Source organism: Pseudomonas batumici (genome assembly GCF_036585405.1).
In the GTDB taxonomy this organism is placed as follows: domain Bacteria; phylum Pseudomonadota; class Gammaproteobacteria; order Pseudomonadales; family Pseudomonadaceae; genus Aquipseudomonas; species Aquipseudomonas batumici.
The window spans coordinates 5,166,768-5,182,975 of sequence record NZ_CP144470.1; the positions used below are offsets into that span (position 1 = coordinate 5,166,768).

A 16,208-nucleotide genomic window follows, 5' to 3' on the forward strand; every position below is an offset into this window, starting at 1 on the left:
ACGCAGAGCATGGGAACGATCGACCCGGCTGGGTTACGCGTAGTTCTCGATCGACGGGCAGGCGCACACCAGGTTGCGGTCGCCGAACACGTTGTCGACACGCCCGACCGGCGGCCAGTACTTGCCTTCGATCAACGAAGCCACAGGGTACACCGCCTGTTCGCGGCTGTACGGATGGAACCACTCGCCGACGATCTCCGCCGCGGTGTGCGGGGCGTTCTTCAACGGGTTGTCGTCCTTGTCCAGGCTGCCGTTTTCCACCGCGCGGATTTCTTCGCGGATGTGGATCATGGCGTCGCAGAAGCGGTCCAGTTCTTCCTTGGATTCGCTTTCGGTCGGCTCGATCATCAGGGTGCCGGCCACCGGGAACGACATGGTCGGGGCATGGAAACCGAAATCGATCAGGCGCTTGGCGACGTCATCGACACTGATGCCGCTGCTGTCTTTCAGCGGACGCAGGTCGAGGATGCACTCGTGCGCCACCAGGCCGTTGCTGCCGCTGTAGAGCACCGGGTAGTGCTCTTCCAGGCGCCGGGCGATGTAGTTGGCATTGAGGATCGCCAGCTGCGAGGCGCGCTTGAGGCCTTCGCCACCCATCATGCGAATATACATCCAGGTGATCGGCAGGATGCTCGCGCTGCCGAACGGTGCCGCGCACACCGCGCCTTCCTTGCGCTCCATGCTCGCGTGACCCGGCAGGAACGGCGCCAGGTGCGATTTCACGCCGATCGGGCCGACGCCCGGGCCGCCACCGCCGTGGGGGATGCAGAAGGTCTTGTGCAGGTTCAGGTGCGATACATCGCCGCCGAACTTGCCCGGGGCGCAGAGGCCGACCATGGCGTTCATGTTGGCGCCGTCGATGTACACCTGGCCGCCGTTGTCATGAATGATCCCGCAGATCTCGCGGATGCCTTCCTCGAACACGCCGTGGGTCGACGGGTAGGTGATCATCAGCGCGGCGAGGTGCTCGCGGTGCTCGACGGCCTTGGCCCGCAGGTCTTCGATATCGACGTTGCCGCGGGCATCGCAGGCGGTGACGATGACGCGCATGCCGGCCATGTTCGCGGTGGCCGGGTTGGTGCCGTGGGCCGACGACGGGATCAGGCAGATGTCGCGGCGCTCGTCGCCACGGCTCTGGTGGTAGGCACGGATCGCCAGCAGGCCGGCGTATTCGCCCTGGGAACCGGCGTTCGGTTGCAGGGAAATCGCGTCGTAGCCGGTAGCGGCGCAGAGCATCGCTTCCAGCTCATCGGTCAGTTGCTGGTAGCCGGCGCTCTGCTCGGCCGGGGCGAACGGGTGCAGGGCGCCGAATTCGGCCCAGGTCACCGGGATCATTTCGCTGGCGGCGTTGAGCTTCATGGTGCAGGAGCCCAGCGGGATCATGGTGCGATCCAGGGCCAGGTCCTTGTCGGCCAGCTTGCGCAGGTAGCGCATCAGCTCGGTTTCCGAGTGATAGCGGTTGAACACCGGGTGGCTGAGGATCGCCGATTGGCGCACCAACTCGGCCGGGATACGGCTTTGCACCGACGCAGCCAGGGCGTTGAAGTCCGGCAGCGCCTTGCCGCCGGCCAACAGGCCCCACAGGGTCTCGATGTCGGCCTGGTTGGTGGTTTCGTCCAGGGACAGGCCCAGGCGTTGGGCGTCGACGACGCGCAGGTTGATGCGCTGGGCGCGGGCCTGCTCGTGCAGGGCGGCGGTCTGGGCACCGGTGTCGAGGGTCAGGGTGTCGAAGAAGTTCTTCTGCTCGACCGCCACACCCAGTGCCTCCAGGCCCTTGGCGAGGATCGCGGTGAAGCTGTGGATGCGCTGGGCGATCTGGGTCAGGCCCTTCGGACCGTGGTACACCGCGTACATGCTGGCGATGTTGGCCAGCAGGACCTGGGCGGTGCAGATGTTGCTGGTGGCTTTCTCGCGACGGATATGTTGCTCGCGGGTCTGCATCGCCAGGCGCAGGGCCGGCTTGCCGAAACGGTCTACCGAGACGCCGACCAGACGACCGGGCATGTCGCGCTTGAACGCATCGCGGGTGGAGAAGTAGGCCGCGTGCGGGCCGCCGAAGCCCAGCGGCACGCCGAAGCGCTGGGCGCTGCCGATGGCGACGTCGGCACCGAACTCGCCCGGAGGCGTCAGCAGGGTCAGGGCCAGCAGGTCGGCGGCGACGGCCACCAGGGCGTTGGCGGCGTGGAAGCGCTGGCTCAGTTCGCGGTAGTCGAACAGATCGCCGTTGCTCGCCGGGTATTGCAGCAGGGCGCCGAAGAACGGGCTGACGTCGGTCAGTTCACGTTCGTCGCCCACCACCACGTCGATGCCCAGGGGCTCGGCACGGGTGCGCAGCACGTCGAGGGTCTGCGGATGGCAGTGCACGGAGGCGAAGAAGGCGTTGCTGCCCTTGTTCTTGCTCAGGCGCTTGCAGAAGGTCATGGCTTCGGCGGCGGCGGTGGCTTCGTCGAGCAGCGAGGCGTTGGCGATCGGCAGGCCGGTGAGGTCGCTGATCAGGGTCTGGAAGTTCAGCAGCGCTTCCAGGCGGCCCTGGGAGATTTCCGGCTGGTACGGGGTGTAGGCGGTGTACCAGGCCGGGTTTTCCAGCAGGTTGCGCAGGATCGGCGCCGGCGTGTGGCAGTTGTAGTAGCCCTGGCCGATGTAGGTCTTGAACAGCTGGTTTTTCGCAGCGATGGCCTTGATCGACGCCAGGGCGTCGGCTTCGCTTTGCCCGGCCCCGAGGTCAAGGACGCTGGTGCCCTTGATGCTGTCGGGGATCACGCTGGCGCTCAGGGCTTGCAGGGAGTCGAAACCGAGGGTTTCGAGCATGGCCTGCTCGTCTGCCTGACGCGGGCCGATATGACGGGCGATGAATTCGTTGGCGGTGCTGAGATTGACAGTCATGACGGTTCCTCAGGCGTTGGCTTTGATCAGGCGGTCGTAGGCATCCTGATCCAGCAGTTTAGCGACTGCCGAGGCATCGGTTGGCTGGAAGCGGAAGAACCAGCCGGCGCCCAGCGGGTCTTCGTTGACCAGCTCGGGGCTGTCCGTCAGTTCCGGGTTGGACTCGAGCACTTCACCGTCCAGGGGCATGTACACGCCGCTGGCGGCCTTGACCGATTCCACGGTGGCGGCTTCGGCGCCTTTTTCGTAGTGCTGCAGCTCCGGCAGTTGCACAAACACCACGTCGCCCAGGGCGTTCTGGGCGAAAGCCGTGATGCCGACCGTGACACTGCCATCGGCTTCGGTACGCAGCCATTCGTGGTCTTCAGTAAAACGCAACTCGCTCATGGAAACTCCTAGGGGGGCCAGACTCGCAGGGGATGCGGGATCGACGTCCCGCTGAATGGGAGTTCCCATAGCAAGTTTGTGGCCAATATTGCGCAAGGCCTGTAAATCAAGGGGTTGAGGGGTTTTTACGGCGCCCGTGAGCCCGCCGCTGTAGCGAAATCGCTACAGCTGGGGAGGAGAAAAAAAGCCCAGCAGGATCAAAGCCTTGTGGGATGGGGATTGGCCTGGCGTGTAGCGAAATCGTTCCGCTGTAGCGCTTTCAGTACAGATGGAGGTCGTTTTTGGCCGGGTCCGGCGGCGGCGGGTGTTCTCAGGGCTTGCCGGGAATGCCGTATTTGCGCAGCCGATGGGCAATGGCCGTATGGGAGGTCTGCAAGCGGCTGGCCAGTTGTCGGGTCGAGGGGTACTGCACGTAGAGCTTTTCCAGCAGGGTTTTCTCGAAGTCCTCGACCGCCTGTTCCAGGCTGTCGATCTCGGGGTCGTTCTCGCGCGCCACCGAGGTCCCGGCAATGTCCAGGTCGCCGATGTCCACCACGCTGCTCTCGCAGATCGCCGCCGCCCGGAAGATCACGTTCTGCAACTGCCGCACATTGCCCGGCCAGCGGTTGTCCAGCAGCGCCGGATAGGTCCCGGGCGCCAGCCGGCAGACCGGTCGCTGGATCTGCGTGCAGGCCTGCTGCATGAAGTAGCGCGCCAGCAGCAGGATGTCCTGGCCGCGTTCGCGCAGGGGCGGGACCTCGACATTGAGCACGTTCAGCCGGTAGAACAGGTCTTCGCGAAAGCTGCCTTCGCTGACCATCTTCTCCAGGTTGCGGTGGGTGGCGCTGAGGATCCGCACATTGACCTTGATCTCGCGGTCACCGCCGACGCGGCGGAAGCTGCCGTCGTTGAGAAAACGCAGCAACTTGGCTTGCAGGTAGGGCGACATTTCGCCGATTTCGTCGAGAAACACCGTGCCCTGGTTCGCCAGTTCCATCAGCCCCGGCTTGCCGCCACGCTGGGCGCCGGTAAAGGCTCCGGGGGCATAGCCGAACAGTTCACTTTCGGCGAGGTTCTCCGGCAGCGCCGCACAGTTCAGGGCCAGGAACGGTGCGCCGTGGCGCGCACTGATGGCATGGCAGGCCCGCGCCACCAGTTCCTTGCCGGTGCCGGTTTCACCCTGGATCAGCAGCGGTGCGTCGAGGGCCGCGACGCGCTGGGCGCGGGCCTTGAGGGTACGGATCGCCGGGGACTCGCCGAGCAGCGCGTCGAAGCCCTCGGCATGGTCGTGGTGCAGGGCCGACAGGCGCTCGCCGATGCGGTTGGGCTGATAGAGGGTCAGCAGCGCCCCGGCATCGGTGATGGGGGTGGCGTCCAGCAGCAGGGTCTGGCCGTTGACGGTGATTTCCCGCAGCGGCAGGCGAAAGCCGTTTTCCAGCAGGGCCTCCAGCAGGCCGGGGTCGGCAAACAGTTCGGCGACGCTTTCACCGGCCGGCTCGCGACCGTACAGGGCAATCAGCGCCGGGTTGGCCAGCAGCACGTGGCCGGCGCTGTCCAGGGCCAGCACCGGGTCGGTCATGGCCGCGAGCAGGGCGTCGAGTTGCAGATGCCGGCGCTGCCCCGGGAGGATGTCCACCACTGTCACCGCCTGTACGCCACGGACGCTGAACAGCGCCTCGCGCAACTCCTCCAGCACTTGCGGGCTGAGGGTCGGGGCGTCGATATAGACGTTGGGCGGGACCATCTCCACCGCATCCAGGTTGAGATTGCGTCCACCGAGCAGGGCCAGGACTTCCTGGGTGATGCCGACGCGGTCGATGAAACTGACGTGGATACGCATGGGGCGATTCGGAGTTCCGGGCGCGAGGGTGGCAATTATGCCTTGGCCCGGGGTGTTACTCCAAATGCTCGGGTTTCACCGGGTCGCCGGATTTGGCGTGGAGTTGCGCGCGCACGTCTTCGAACATCTTGTCGTAGTAGCCGTGCATGGTGCGCAGGTCGGCGTTTTTCGGTATGCCGTGCTTCACCGCGAGGTGGAAGGCTTCGCTGGCGAAGTTGAATGCCAGGTCCTTGGGCAGTGTGAACACCTCGCTGAACGCCTTGTGGTTGATGTCGCCGTGCAGGGTGAACTGCATGGAGGTGCCTTCCTTCGGATCCTGCACCACCTCATAGTCGATCTTGAGGTCGTAGCTGAAATCGCCGGGTTGCAAGGCGGCACGCTGGATATGCAGGTGACCGGGCGCGAACGTGGCCATGGTGTTCTCCTTCAAGGCATGGAGTAGGGCAGGCCACGGGCCTGCCCGAGGGTTCTCATGAATAGGTGATGCCGGGTCTCGCCGTACTGATCCGCGTCCCTGCCTTACCTTGGACTATCGCCTCGATATCCGCCAGTGATCCGATCACCGCAACCTTGCCCGTATGTCGGGCGAACTCGCAGGCGGCCTGGACTTTCGGGCCCATGGAGCCGGCGGCGAAACCGAGTTTTTCGATCGCGTCGGGGTGGGCCTGGGCGATGGCTTTCTGGCTCGGCTGGCCCCAGTCGACAAAGGCGGCGCTGACGTCGGTGGCGATCACCAGCAGGTCGGCGCCCAGCTGTTCGGCCAGCAACGACGAGCACAGGTCCTTGTCGATCACCGCTTCGATCCCCTTGAGCTTGCCGTCCTCGTCGTACAGCGTCGGGATGCCGCCGCCACCGGCACAGATCACGATGCTGCCCTTGTCCAGCAGCCATTTGATCGGACGGATCTCGAAGATGCGCCTGGGTTTGGGGCTGGCGACCACGCGGCGGAATTTGTCGCCGTCGGGGGCGATGCTCCAGCCTTTTTCGGCGGCCAGGCGTTCCGCCTCGGCCTTGGCATAGACCGGGCCGATGGGTTTGCTCGGGTGCTGGAAGGCCGGGTCCCTGGGGTCGACTTCGACCTGGGTGAGCAAGGTGGCGAAAGGCACCTCGAAGTCCAGCAGGTTGCCCAGTTCCTGTTCGATGATGTAGCCGATCATGCCTTCGGTTTCGGCGCCGAGTACGTCCAGCGGGTAGGGCGAGACCTGGGTGTAGGCGGCGGCCTGCAATGACAGCAGGCCGACCTGCGGGCCGTTGCCGTGGGCAATGACCAACTGGTTGCCGGGGTAGATCCTGGCAATCTGCTCGGTGGCGGTACGGATATTGGCGCGTTGATTGTCCGCGGTCATGGGTTCACCACGACGCAGGAGGGCGTTGCCGCCCAGTGCTACGACGATACGCATGATGCAGTCCTCAGATATCCGCCAGCGCCGAGACCAGGATCGCCTTGATCGTGTGCATGCGGTTTTCCGCCTGCTCGAAGGCGATGTTGGCCGGCGACTCGAAGACCTCCTCGGTCACTTCAACACCGTTGGCCAGGTGCGGATAACGCGCCGCGATGTCCTTGCCGACCTTGGTTTCGCTGTTATGGAACGCCGGCAGGCAATGCATGAATTTCACCCGAGGATTGCCCGAGGCCTTCATCATTTTCGCATTGACCTGATACGGCAGCAGTTGCTCGATGCGTTCGTCCCAGGCTTCCACTGGCTCACCCATGGACACCCAGACATCGGTGTGGATGAAGTCCACGCCCTTGACCGCTTCCTTCGGGTCTTCGGTGAGGGTGATACGCGCGCCGCTCTCCTCGGCAAAGGCCTGGCACTGGGCGATGAAATCCTCATGGGGCCACAGCGCCTTCGGCGCGCCGATGCGCACGTCCATGCCGAGCTTGGCGCCGATCATCAGCAGCGAGTTGCCCATGTTGTAGCGGGCATCGCCGAGGTAGGCGTAGCTGATGTCATGCAGCGGCTTGTCGCTGTGCTCGCGCATGGTCAGGGTGTCGGCGATCATTTGCGTCGGGTGGAACTCGGCGGTCAGGCCGTTGAAGACCGGCACGCCGGCGAACTGGGCCAGCTCCTCGACGATGTCCTGCTCGAAGCCACGGTACTCGATGGCATCGAACATCCGCCCGAGCACGCGGGCGGTGTCCTTCATGCTTTCCTTGTGGCCGATCTGCGACGACACCGGGTCGATATAGGTGATGTGGGCGCCCTGGTCATGGGCCGCGACTTCGAAGGCGCAGCGGGTGCGGGTCGAGGTCTTTTCGAAGATCAGCGCGATGTTCTTGCCCTTGAGGTGCGCTTGCTCGGTGCCGGTGTACTTGGCGCGCTTGAGGTCGCGGGACAGGTCGAGCAGGTAGTGCAGCTCGCGGTTGGTGTGGTGCATCAAGCTCAGCAGGCTGCGGTTACGCATGTTAAAAGCCATTTTGGATCTCCTCGGGTATCGGTTATCCGCCTGCCGTGACCCCTCGTAGGGGCAAGGGCAGGCTTGAATATCGGTCAGTAATCGATCGGGTCGCGGATGATCGGGCAGGTCATGCAGTGGCCACCGCCGCGGCCCCGGCCCAGTTCGCCGGCGCTGATGGTGATCACTTCCACGCCGGCCTTGCGTAGCAGGGTGTTGGTGTAGGTGTTGCGGTCGTAGCCGATCACCACGCCCGGTTCCACGGCCACCACGTTGTTGCCGTCGTCCCACTGCTCGCGCTCGGCGGCGAAGCTGTTGCCGCCGGTCTCCACCACACGCAGGGCCTTGAGACCGAGGGCCTGGGCGACGGTGTCGAGGAAGTTGCTTTCCTCGCGACGGATGTCGATGCCGCCGGGTTTGCTCTCGTCAGGTCGCAGGCTGAAGGCGACGATCTGGTTCACCACTTCCGGGAAGATGGTCACCAGGTCGCGGTCGCAGAAGCTGAACACAGTGTCCAGGTGCATGGCCGCGCGGGACTTCGGCAGGCCGGCGACGATCACCCGTTCCACCGCCTTGTGCTTGAACAGGTTCAGCGCCAGTTGGCCGATGGCCTGGCGCGAGGAGCGCTCGCCCATGCCGATCAGCACCACGCCGTTGCCGAGGGGCATGACGTCGCCGCCTTCGAGAGTGGCGTTGCCGTGTTCCAGGTCCGGGTCGCCGTACCAGACCTGGAAGTCGGCGTTGACGAATTCTGGATGGAACTTGTAGATGGCGCTGGCCAGCAGGGTTTCCTGGCGTCGCGCCGGCCAGTACATCGGGTTGAGGGTCACGCCGCCGTAGATCCAGCAGGTGGTGTCGCGGGTGAACTGGGTGTTGGGCAGCGGCGGCAGGATAAAGCTGGAGTGGCCGAGGAAGTCGCGGAACATCTCGATAGTCTTGCCGCCGAAACTGCCGGGCAGGTCATCGGCCGAGACGCCACCGATCAGGAACTCGGCGATCTTGCGCGGTTCCAGGCTGCGCAGCCAGGCGCCGACTTCGTTGACCAGGCCCAGGCCGACCTGGTTGGCGGTGATCTTGCGTTCCAGAATCCAGTCCAGGGCTTCCTTCTGGCCGACGATGTCGGTCAGCAGGTTGTGCATTTCCAGCACGTCGATATCGCGTTCGCGCATCTTGGTGACGAAGTCGAAGTGATCGCGCTTGGCCTGGGCCACCCAGAGCACATCGTCGAACAGGAGTTCGTCGCAGTTGTTCGGGGTCAGCCGCTGGTGCGCCAGGCCCGGTGAGCAGACCATCACCTTGCGCAGCTTGCCGGCTTCGGAATGAACGCCGTACTTCACTTTTTCCGTGGTCATTGCAGATCCTCCAGAGGGCGGAACAAACAGGGTGCTACAGGGTCAGGAAGCCGTCGTAGAGGCCGTAGGCCGCCACCAGGGCGCCTATGACCACCGCGGCGAAAATCAGCTTCTCGACGGGGGTGAAAATCGGTTTGCCCAGCTCGTGCTTGGCCTTGGCGAACAGGATCACGCCGGGGGCGTAGAGCAGGGCGGACAGCAGCAGGTACTTGACGCCGCCGGCATACAGCAGCCAGATCGCATAGACCAGGGCGATGGTGCCGATAACCAGGTCCTTGCGGCGTTCGCCCAGGGCCTGTCCATAGCTTTCGCCACGCACCGCCAGCAGCACGGCATAGGCCGCCGACCACAGGTAGGGCACCAGGATCATCGAGGTGGCGAGGTAGATCAGCGACAGGTAGGTGCTGGCGGAAAACAGCGTGATGACCAGGAAGACCTGGACCATGGCGTTGGTCAGCCACAGGGCGTTGGCCGGCACATGGTTGGCGTTTTCGCGGCGCAGGAACGCCGGCATGGTGTGGTCCTTGGCGGCGGCGAACATGATCTCCGCGCACAGCAGCACCCAGGACAGCAGGGCGCCGAGCAGCGAGATGACCAGGCCGACGCTGATCAGCACCGCGCCCCAGTGACCGACCACGTGCTCGAGCACGGCGGCCATGGACGGGTTTTGCAGTTTCGCCAGGGCCGGCTGGGTCATGATCCCCAGGGACAGGACGTTCACCAGCACCAGGAACAGCAACACGGTAATGAAGCCGATGACCGTGGCCTTGCCCACGTCCGAGCGTTTTTCCGCGCGGGCGGAGAAGATGCTCGCGCCCTCGATGCCGATGAACACCCAGACGGTGACCAGCATCATGTTGCGCACCTGGTTCATCACGCTGCCCAGGTCCGGGTTCTTCACGCCCCAGATGTCGGCGTTGAAGATCTCCAGCTTGAAGGCGAACAGCGCGATCAGCACGAACAGCAGCAGCGGCACCACCTTGGCGACGGTGGTGACCAGGTTGATGAAGGCCGCTTCCTTGATGCCGCGCAGTACCAGCCCATGCACGGCCCACAGCAGCACCGAGGCCGCGACCACCGCGGCCAGGGTATTGCCTTGGCCGAAGACCGGGAAGAAGTAACCCAGGGTGCTGAACAGCAGGACGAAGTAGCCGACGTTGCCCAGCCAGGCACTGATCCAGTAGCCCCAGGCCGACGAGAAGCCCATGTAGTCGCCGAAACCGGCCTTGGCGTAGGCGTAGACCCCGCCGTCCAGGTTTGGCTTGCGATTGGCCAGGGTCTGGAACACGAAGGCCAGGGTCAACATGCCCACCGCGGTAATGGCCCAGCCGATCAGGATGGCGCCGACATCGGCACTGGCGGCCATGTTCTGCGGCAGGGAAAAGATCCCGCCGCCGATCATCGAACCGACCACCAGGGCGACGAGCGCGCCTAATCGCAGTTTTCCGGGAGATTCAGACATTGTATGACTCCAATCCAGGAGAAGTGAGGCTACAGCCTAGGACCGGGGATAAAGTCGAGAGGTGATACAGATCAGTTTATTGGCACATTCCATTGTTTATGAACGACTTGAGTATTTAGAGAAGATGCACTGGTAAATGCGTGAAGAAGACCGTTCCAGAGCTGTCGCGTCAGAACTTTAAAGAGTGCTTGAGTGCCTGCCTTTGTCGTCTATATCGAATAAATACAGCAGTGCGCGGGATAATTAATCGAGTGAACATTCGTTCTCTCGTTAAATATTGAAACAATTAAGTGGGTGGGGTATTTGATAGGTCACGGCCGACAGAGAAATTGCGGCTGGGTGCGTTGTTATCCTGGGTGCTGCGATGTGCCGAGATCGCCTTTGCCTGCACCAGGCGCGAACAGGCTGAGCCGCTGTTCACGCGCCTGGCCAAGGTGATCCTGGGTTCACCACCACTGTGGCGGATGGGCCCCCAGTCTCGTCGCCGCAAAGGCCCATTGCAACGGCGCCGCCCCGACCTTCAGCGGCGCCAGCAAACGTTGCGCCGGGCCCCATGAGGTGGGTTCCAACAGCGGGTTCCAGTCCTGTGCCTGCGCGGGCGACAGCGGCTGTGTGCCATTAACCGCCCCCTGTTCCACCAGCAGTTTTGCGGTGCGGGCCAGGGACAAGCGTGCCGAGCCGCCCAGCCCGCTGTGCAAGCGTTCGGTCAGTGCGCGGATCGCCGCTGCCGCCATCAGGTAACCGGTGCCATGGTCCAGCGCCTGCACCGGTAGTGGGATGGGCTTGTCCGCCTGTTTCCAGAGCATGCCGGCCTGGGCGATACCGCTGCTCATCTGCACCAGGCTGTCGAAGCCCCGGCGATTGCGCCACGGGCCGCTCCAGCCGTAGGCGTTCAGGCTCACATCGATCAGGCCGGGGGCCAGGCGCTGACGGCGCCGGGCATCGTAGCCGAGCCCGTCCAGCGCATCGGCGCGGTAGCCGTGCAGGAGGATATCGGCACCCCCCAGCAAGCCTTCGAAGATCTCGCGGTCAGCGGCGTCATGCAGGTTCAGGCGGGCACAGCGCTTGCCCAGGGTCACGTCCGGTGTCAGCGCGGGTTCGTCCCAGGTCGGTGGGTCGATACGCAGCACATCGGCGCCCAGTCCGGCCAACAGGCGGCTGGCCACGGGGCCGGCGAGTACGCGGGTCAGGTCCAGGACCTTGATGCCCGCCAGTGGACGCGCCTGCGAACCCAACCAGGTCCGCGGGCCATGGCTGTCGTGGGTGGTTCGCTGGACCAGGGCTTCGGCATTCACCGCCAGCCCTTGAGGATGTTCCTTCCAGGCGGACCACGAGCGCATTTGCGCGGCGCAGCCCCCGGCCTCGACCACGGCCTGCTCCAGCTCGCCGGCGGACCATTGGGCAACCTTGTCGGCCATGGCGTTGCGATCGGTGGCCGGTCCCAGTACCCGCTCGGCGGCGCGGCGGTGGTGCGGGGCGTTGGTGTGCAGGCGGATCCAGCCGTCGGCGCTGGCGTAGTCGCCGGCAATCGGGTCCCAGGGCGGCGGGATTTCCCAGCCCACCGGTTGCACGGCGGTACCGAACCAGAAGGAGGCCAGGCGGCGGTCGACTTCGACCTCGGGGCGTTGTCCGCGTTGTTGCTGCAGCAGTTCGGCCACGGCCTGGCCGGCGGCGGCGAGGGTGGCGCCGGCCAGTTCGGTGACGGCGAAGGCCGAGGGCAGAACGCCGCTGCCGGTGAAGACCGGGGGCGAAAGGGGCAGGTCGAGTGCGGCTTGAATGGACGTCAGTAGATCGGTCATCGAAGGCCCTCCGTGAGAAGGGCCATTGCACCTGAAATACAGCCGATTGTCGATGTCAGGTGCCGCCATGGACCGTAGGCACCGAATGGGTATCAGGACGCGTCGGGCAGGGCGAGCCGCTCCGGACGCGACCAGATCCACAGGTTGCCCAGGCTCATCCCGGCGATGGCCAGGTAGACCGGCCAGCCGTGTTCGAGCATCACCAGCATCAGTGTGGCGCAGAGCAGCATGCTGACGGTGGCGCTGACCTTGGTCCGGCGGGCGATGATCTTGCCGTTGCGCCAGTTGCTCAGGATCGGGCCGAACAGGCGATGGTTTTCCAGCCAGGCGCTCAGGCGCGGCGAACTCCTGGTGGCGGCCCAGGCGGCCAGCAGGATGAACTCGGTGGTCGGTAGGCCGGGAACGACGATAGCGATCAGGCCGATGCCCAGGCTGACGTAGGCTAGCAGGCCGAAGAGCACGCGGGCGAGTTTGGAGGGGGAGGGTTTTGGCTGGGTCATGGCGTCGATTGTGCGGCGATGGAGTGAACGGCTCAAGCCCCGAATCCTTTGTTGTGACGTACGCAAGATTGTGGAGCGACGCCCCGTGTAGGAGCCGAGCTTGCTCGCGATGAACGTCAACGATAACGCGGGGTATCTGGGGCACGGCGGCGTTCTCCAGAGCATCGCGAGCAAGCTCGCTCCTACAGGGAGCGGGGGCGCCTGATCAGGCCAGTTCCGGCGCCGTGGCGTAGGCCCGTTCCAGCAACACGGTGAAACGCACGAACGCATCGATGGCACCTTTTTCCGCCGCCGCCTCTTCCTCGGCACTGAACTCCAGCCCGTCGAGGGTCCTGGTAAAACGCTTCCAGCCTTCGGCACGGCCACCAGCCGGTTCACCCAGGTGGCGGGCGCCGAAGGTTTCGCCGAGGCCCAGGCCCACGGCGCGCTTGATCAGGAACGCGGCACCGAGCTTCGAACCCTCGGAGACAAAGAGCCAGCCCAGGGCCTCGGCCTTGCTCGGATGCTTCACGGCGCCGGCCACTGGCGCGGGCACTTCGGTGTCCAGGTCGGCGAGGTCGGCCTTGGCCGCTTCGGCCCGGCAGCGCTCGGGTAGATCCGCCACGAGGGCGATCAGTTCGGGATCGTTGTACAGCGACACCAGCTCCGACTGGAACAGGTACTGGGCCACTACGAAACGGGCGAAGTTCGCCCGGGTTTCGAACAGGGCGTGGGCCTTGACCAACTGATCGAGCCTGGCGTGCGGTTCGTGGGTGATCTGGTTCAGGCGTTGCGAGCGCAGGCTTGGGCGCTGGGTGGTGTCCGGGGTGGTCATGACGATGTCCTTGAGAATGAGAGGCGTTGTGTGACTAGACGAATCAGAAGACGCGCGACAGTAAAAAAACCTCACCCTGGCGCCGCGAAATCCGGCCGGGTGAGGTGCGGTTCGATCAGATATCCCAGATCAGGTTGACCGAGAAATTGCGCCCCGGCGCGGTCAGGCGCTCGAGGTTGGCCGGGTTCAGCACACCGGCTTCGCCGACGCTGTCGTAGCCGCGCACGTCATCCCAGTTCCAGTACTTCTTGTCGGTCAGGTTGTAGAGACCGGCGTTGACGGTGACGTCGTGGCTGACCTTGTAGTAGCCGGTCAGGTCCAGCACGCCGTAGCCCGGGGTCTTGAACTGCTCGCCCTTGCCGTCGGGGGAGAAGAAGTTGCTGCTGTCCACCCCGTGCTTGCGCTGTACCAGGGTCCAGCTCAACAGGCCGCCGTAGTTGTCCTGGTCGTAGCCCAGGCCCATGACGGTGGTGAGTGGGTTGACGCTGTTGAGCGGTTGCCCGGTGTCGTTGTTGCGGCCGTGCTCATAAGCCAGGGAGCCTTTGCTGTAGAGGCCTTGCGGTGCACCGAAAGTATCCAGGTCGAGGCGACCCTTGAGCTCGGCACCCTTGATGGTGGCGTGCTTGATGTTGTTGCTCCGGAAGGTCAGATCGGTGTAGCCGGGAGCGATGGCGTCTTCGTTGATGAAGTCGCGGTACTGGTTGTAGAACACCGCCAGGTCAAAGGAGCCGGACTCGAACCTGCCGCGCAGGCCGGTCTCGTAGCTCTTGCTCTTTTCCGGCTGCAGGTTCGGGTTGGGCGCGACCTGATAGCCGGTGTTCAGGTTCTGGAAGCGACCGTACAAGGCCTTGGCCGACGGGGTGCGGAAACCTTCGGCGTACTGGCCGTACCAGGTGTACTGGTCGCTCAGGGCGTAGGTCAGGCCGAGCTTGGGCGAGACTCGATGCCAGGTCTTGTTGGAACCGTCGACGGCACCGCCGCCCGCCGCGGCGATGGTGTTGAGGAATTCCTGGGTGATATGCGGCTTGAGCTGGGTGTAGTCATAGCGCAGGCCCGGCAGGAAGGTCCATTTGTTCCAGCTGATCTGGTCCTGGGCGAACAGGCTGTAGCTGTCGATGGTCGGGTCCGGGAAGTCGCTGGACTTGACCAGGCGGTCGGACGGGCTGTCGGCGCCCACGGCGGTACAGCCCCGGCCCAGGGCCAGGCAGGTCCCGGAACCGCTGCGCGAACCGGTGACTTTCTGCTGCTTGATCGTGGTGCCGTAGGTCAGCAGGTGATCGGTCGCACCGAGGTTGAAGGCCTTGTCGGCCTGGGCATCGAAGACCCACTGCTTTTCCTCGTAGACCGTATCGCGGTTGCGCAGGACGTTACGGGTGAAGGGGAAGTAGTTTTCCAGGGTGCTCTGGTCGGTTTTCGCGATCTGGTAGTTCAGGCTCAGCTTGACGTGATCGGCCACGGCACTGTCCAGGCCGAAGCTGTTCTCGAGGCCGAAGCGTTCGCGACTGATGGTGTCGTTGCCGGTGCGCGAGCGGTACATGCCCAGTGGCTGGCCGAAGTTGAACGGGCCACCCACGGCGCTGCGCTGGTTGGTATCGATATCGTCCTTGTAGCGCTCGTAGGTCAGGCCCAGGCGCGAGTCGTCGTTGTAGTTCCACCCCAACTTGGCCAGTACGTTGGTAGCACGGGCTTTCTCCGGGTTCGCCGCGGTGCGGTTCAGACCGGTGCCGCCGGTATCGCCATAGGACTCGGTCTCACGTCCGTTGCGCTGGCTCAGGTGCAGCAGGCCATCGAGATCGCCGCTGCGTGCGGCGACGGTGCCGGAGGTCAGCCAGCTGTTATCGGCGGAGCTGTAGCCACTCTTCAGCCGGGCGCCGACGTCCTGGCCTGGCTTGATGATGTCGTCCGGGTCGAGGGTGTAGTAGCTCACCGCGCCACCGATGGCGCTGCTGCCGTAGAGCACCGAGGCCGGGCCGCGGAGGATCTCCACGCGCTTGATGATTTCCGGGTCGACGTAGTTGCGCCGGGTGTTGGCGTAAGGGCCGTTGAAGAAACTGTCGGGAATCTCGATGCCGTCGACCTGGGTCAGGATCCGGTCGCCGTCGATGCCACGGATGTTGTAGTTGCTGATGCCGCCACCACGCTGGCCGGTACCGCCCACCGAGACGCCGGGTTCGTCACGGACCAGTTGCTTGATGGTATTGACGTTCTGGCGATCGAGTTGCTGGCGGTCCTTCACTGTCACGGTATTGGGCACCGAGCTGACGTCCTGCTCCTGGCGGGTGGCGCTGATGGTCACCTGCGCCAGGTTCAGGGCACTGCCGCCGACGCGCTTTTCCAGGACGATGCTGTTATCGCCGACTTTGCGGTAGCTCAGGTTGGTGCCGACCAGCAGGCGCTCCAGGGCCTTTTCCGGCGGCAGTGCGCCGCGCACACCCGGCGACGCCACGTCCTGGCCGAGCTCGGCGGGCAAGCCGACCTGCCAGCCGGTGATCGAGGTGAAGTCGTTGAGCGCCGACACCAGGGGTTGTTGTGCGATGGAGAAACTGTAGTTGCCCAGGCTCCTGGCCGGTGGTTCGGCGGTACCGGCCGCCAGCACCGGTGTCGCTTGTACGCCGGCCAGCAGGATGGCGGCGGTCAGCAAGGACAAGGTGCCGTGTTGCAGACCGCCGGTGCGGGTCTTGGAGGTGAAACGAGTGGGCATCGATAGCGCTCCCGGGTGGACGAATCGTTATAGGTAGTGCGTGACTCAAATGCGAATCACTTGCATTGGCTATAACGAGACGAATCACCGG

At 64.5% G+C, this 16,208-nt stretch carries 12 protein-coding genes; all 12 read right to left on the reverse strand.

What is annotated here, in order from left to right:
• Positions 1–33 precede the first annotated feature (33 nt).
• Complete coding sequence (gene gcvP, locus NUH87_RS23495) at positions 34–2,883, reverse strand: aminomethyl-transferring glycine dehydrogenase (RefSeq protein WP_338522875.1); 2,850 nt, start codon at positions 2,881–2,883, stop codon at positions 34–36.
• A 9-nt stretch (positions 2,884–2,892) separates the two neighbouring features.
• Complete coding sequence (gene gcvH / locus NUH87_RS23500) at positions 2,893–3,270, reverse strand: glycine cleavage system protein GcvH (RefSeq protein ID WP_338522876.1); 378 nt, start codon at positions 3,268–3,270, stop codon at positions 2,893–2,895.
• A 310-nt stretch (positions 3,271–3,580) separates the two neighbouring features.
• The gene (locus NUH87_RS23505; protein ID WP_338522877.1) at positions 3,581–5,089 is read right to left on the reverse strand and encodes a sigma-54-dependent transcriptional regulator; all 1,509 of its coding nucleotides are present in this window, start codon (positions 5,087–5,089) and stop codon (positions 3,581–3,583) included.
• Positions 5,090–5,144: 55 nt separating this feature from the next.
• Positions 5,145–5,504: a DUF5064 family protein gene (locus NUH87_RS23510; protein ID WP_040070288.1), complete on the reverse strand. Its 360-nt coding sequence runs from the start codon at positions 5,502–5,504 to the stop codon at positions 5,145–5,147.
• 55 nt (positions 5,505–5,559) lie between these two features.
• Positions 5,560–6,489 carry a carbamate kinase gene (gene arcC / locus NUH87_RS23515; protein ID WP_338522878.1) on the reverse strand — a complete coding sequence of 310 codons (930 nt, stop codon included), beginning with the start codon at positions 6,487–6,489 and terminating at the stop codon, positions 5,560–5,562.
• Between the two features lie 10 nt (positions 6,490–6,499).
• On the reverse strand, positions 6,500–7,510 hold the full coding sequence (locus NUH87_RS23520; RefSeq protein WP_338522879.1) for an ornithine carbamoyltransferase: 1,011 nt from the start codon (positions 7,508–7,510) through the stop codon (positions 6,500–6,502).
• Between the two features lie 74 nt (positions 7,511–7,584).
• The gene (arcA, locus tag NUH87_RS23525; RefSeq protein ID WP_338522880.1) at positions 7,585–8,841 is read right to left on the reverse strand and encodes an arginine deiminase; all 1,257 of its coding nucleotides are present in this window, start codon (positions 8,839–8,841) and stop codon (positions 7,585–7,587) included.
• A 34-nt stretch (positions 8,842–8,875) separates the two neighbouring features.
• On the reverse strand, positions 8,876–10,303 hold the full coding sequence (gene arcD, locus NUH87_RS23530) for an arginine-ornithine antiporter (protein ID WP_338522881.1): 1,428 nt from the start codon (positions 10,301–10,303) through the stop codon (positions 8,876–8,878).
• 446 nt (positions 10,304–10,749) lie between these two features.
• Entirely contained in the window at positions 10,750–12,102 is a 1,353-nt protein-coding gene (locus tag NUH87_RS23535) for a CoA transferase (protein ID WP_338522882.1), read from the reverse strand.
• A 92-nt stretch (positions 12,103–12,194) separates the two neighbouring features.
• On the reverse strand, positions 12,195–12,602 hold the full coding sequence (locus NUH87_RS23540) for a YbaN family protein (RefSeq protein ID WP_338526917.1): 408 nt from the start codon (positions 12,600–12,602) through the stop codon (positions 12,195–12,197).
• Positions 12,603–12,807: 205 nt separating this feature from the next.
• Entirely contained in the window at positions 12,808–13,416 is a 609-nt protein-coding gene (locus tag NUH87_RS23545) for a biliverdin-producing heme oxygenase (protein WP_338522883.1), read from the reverse strand.
• Between the two features lie 115 nt (positions 13,417–13,531).
• The gene (locus NUH87_RS23550) at positions 13,532–16,117 is read right to left on the reverse strand and encodes a TonB-dependent receptor (protein ID WP_338522884.1); all 2,586 of its coding nucleotides are present in this window, start codon (positions 16,115–16,117) and stop codon (positions 13,532–13,534) included.
• Between the last annotated feature and the right edge of the window lie 91 nt (positions 16,118–16,208).

Coding starts and splice junctions, on each gene's coding strand:
- arcD (WP_338522881.1), bottom strand. CDS start 10,303: ATGTCTGAATCTCCCGGAAAACTGCGATTAGGCGCGCTCGTCGCCCTG.
- NUH87_RS23550 (WP_338522884.1), bottom strand. CDS start 16,117: ATGCCCACTCGTTTCACCTCCAAGACCCGCACCGGCGGTCTGCAACAC.
- NUH87_RS23510 (WP_040070288.1), bottom strand. CDS start 5,504: ATGGCCACGTTCGCGCCCGGTCACCTGCATATCCAGCGTGCCGCCTTG.
- arcA (WP_338522880.1), bottom strand. CDS start 8,841: ATGACCACGGAAAAAGTGAAGTACGGCGTTCATTCCGAAGCCGGCAAG.
- NUH87_RS23520 (WP_338522879.1), bottom strand. CDS start 7,510: ATGGCTTTTAACATGCGTAACCGCAGCCTGCTGAGCTTGATGCACCAC.
- NUH87_RS23505 (WP_338522877.1), bottom strand. CDS start 5,089: ATGCGTATCCACGTCAGTTTCATCGACCGCGTCGGCATCACCCAGGAA.
- gcvH (WP_338522876.1), bottom strand. CDS start 3,270: ATGAGCGAGTTGCGTTTTACTGAAGACCACGAATGGCTGCGTACCGAA.
- NUH87_RS23540 (WP_338526917.1), bottom strand. CDS start 12,602: ATGACCCAGCCAAAACCCTCCCCCTCCAAACTCGCCCGCGTGCTCTTC.
- NUH87_RS23535 (WP_338522882.1), bottom strand. CDS start 12,102: ATGACCGATCTACTGACGTCCATTCAAGCCGCACTCGACCTGCCCCTT.
- NUH87_RS23545 (WP_338522883.1), bottom strand. CDS start 13,416: ATGACCACCCCGGACACCACCCAGCGCCCAAGCCTGCGCTCGCAACGC.
- gcvP (WP_338522875.1), bottom strand. CDS start 2,883: ATGACTGTCAATCTCAGCACCGCCAACGAATTCATCGCCCGTCATATC.
- arcC (WP_338522878.1), bottom strand. CDS start 6,489: ATGCGTATCGTCGTAGCACTGGGCGGCAACGCCCTCCTGCGTCGTGGT.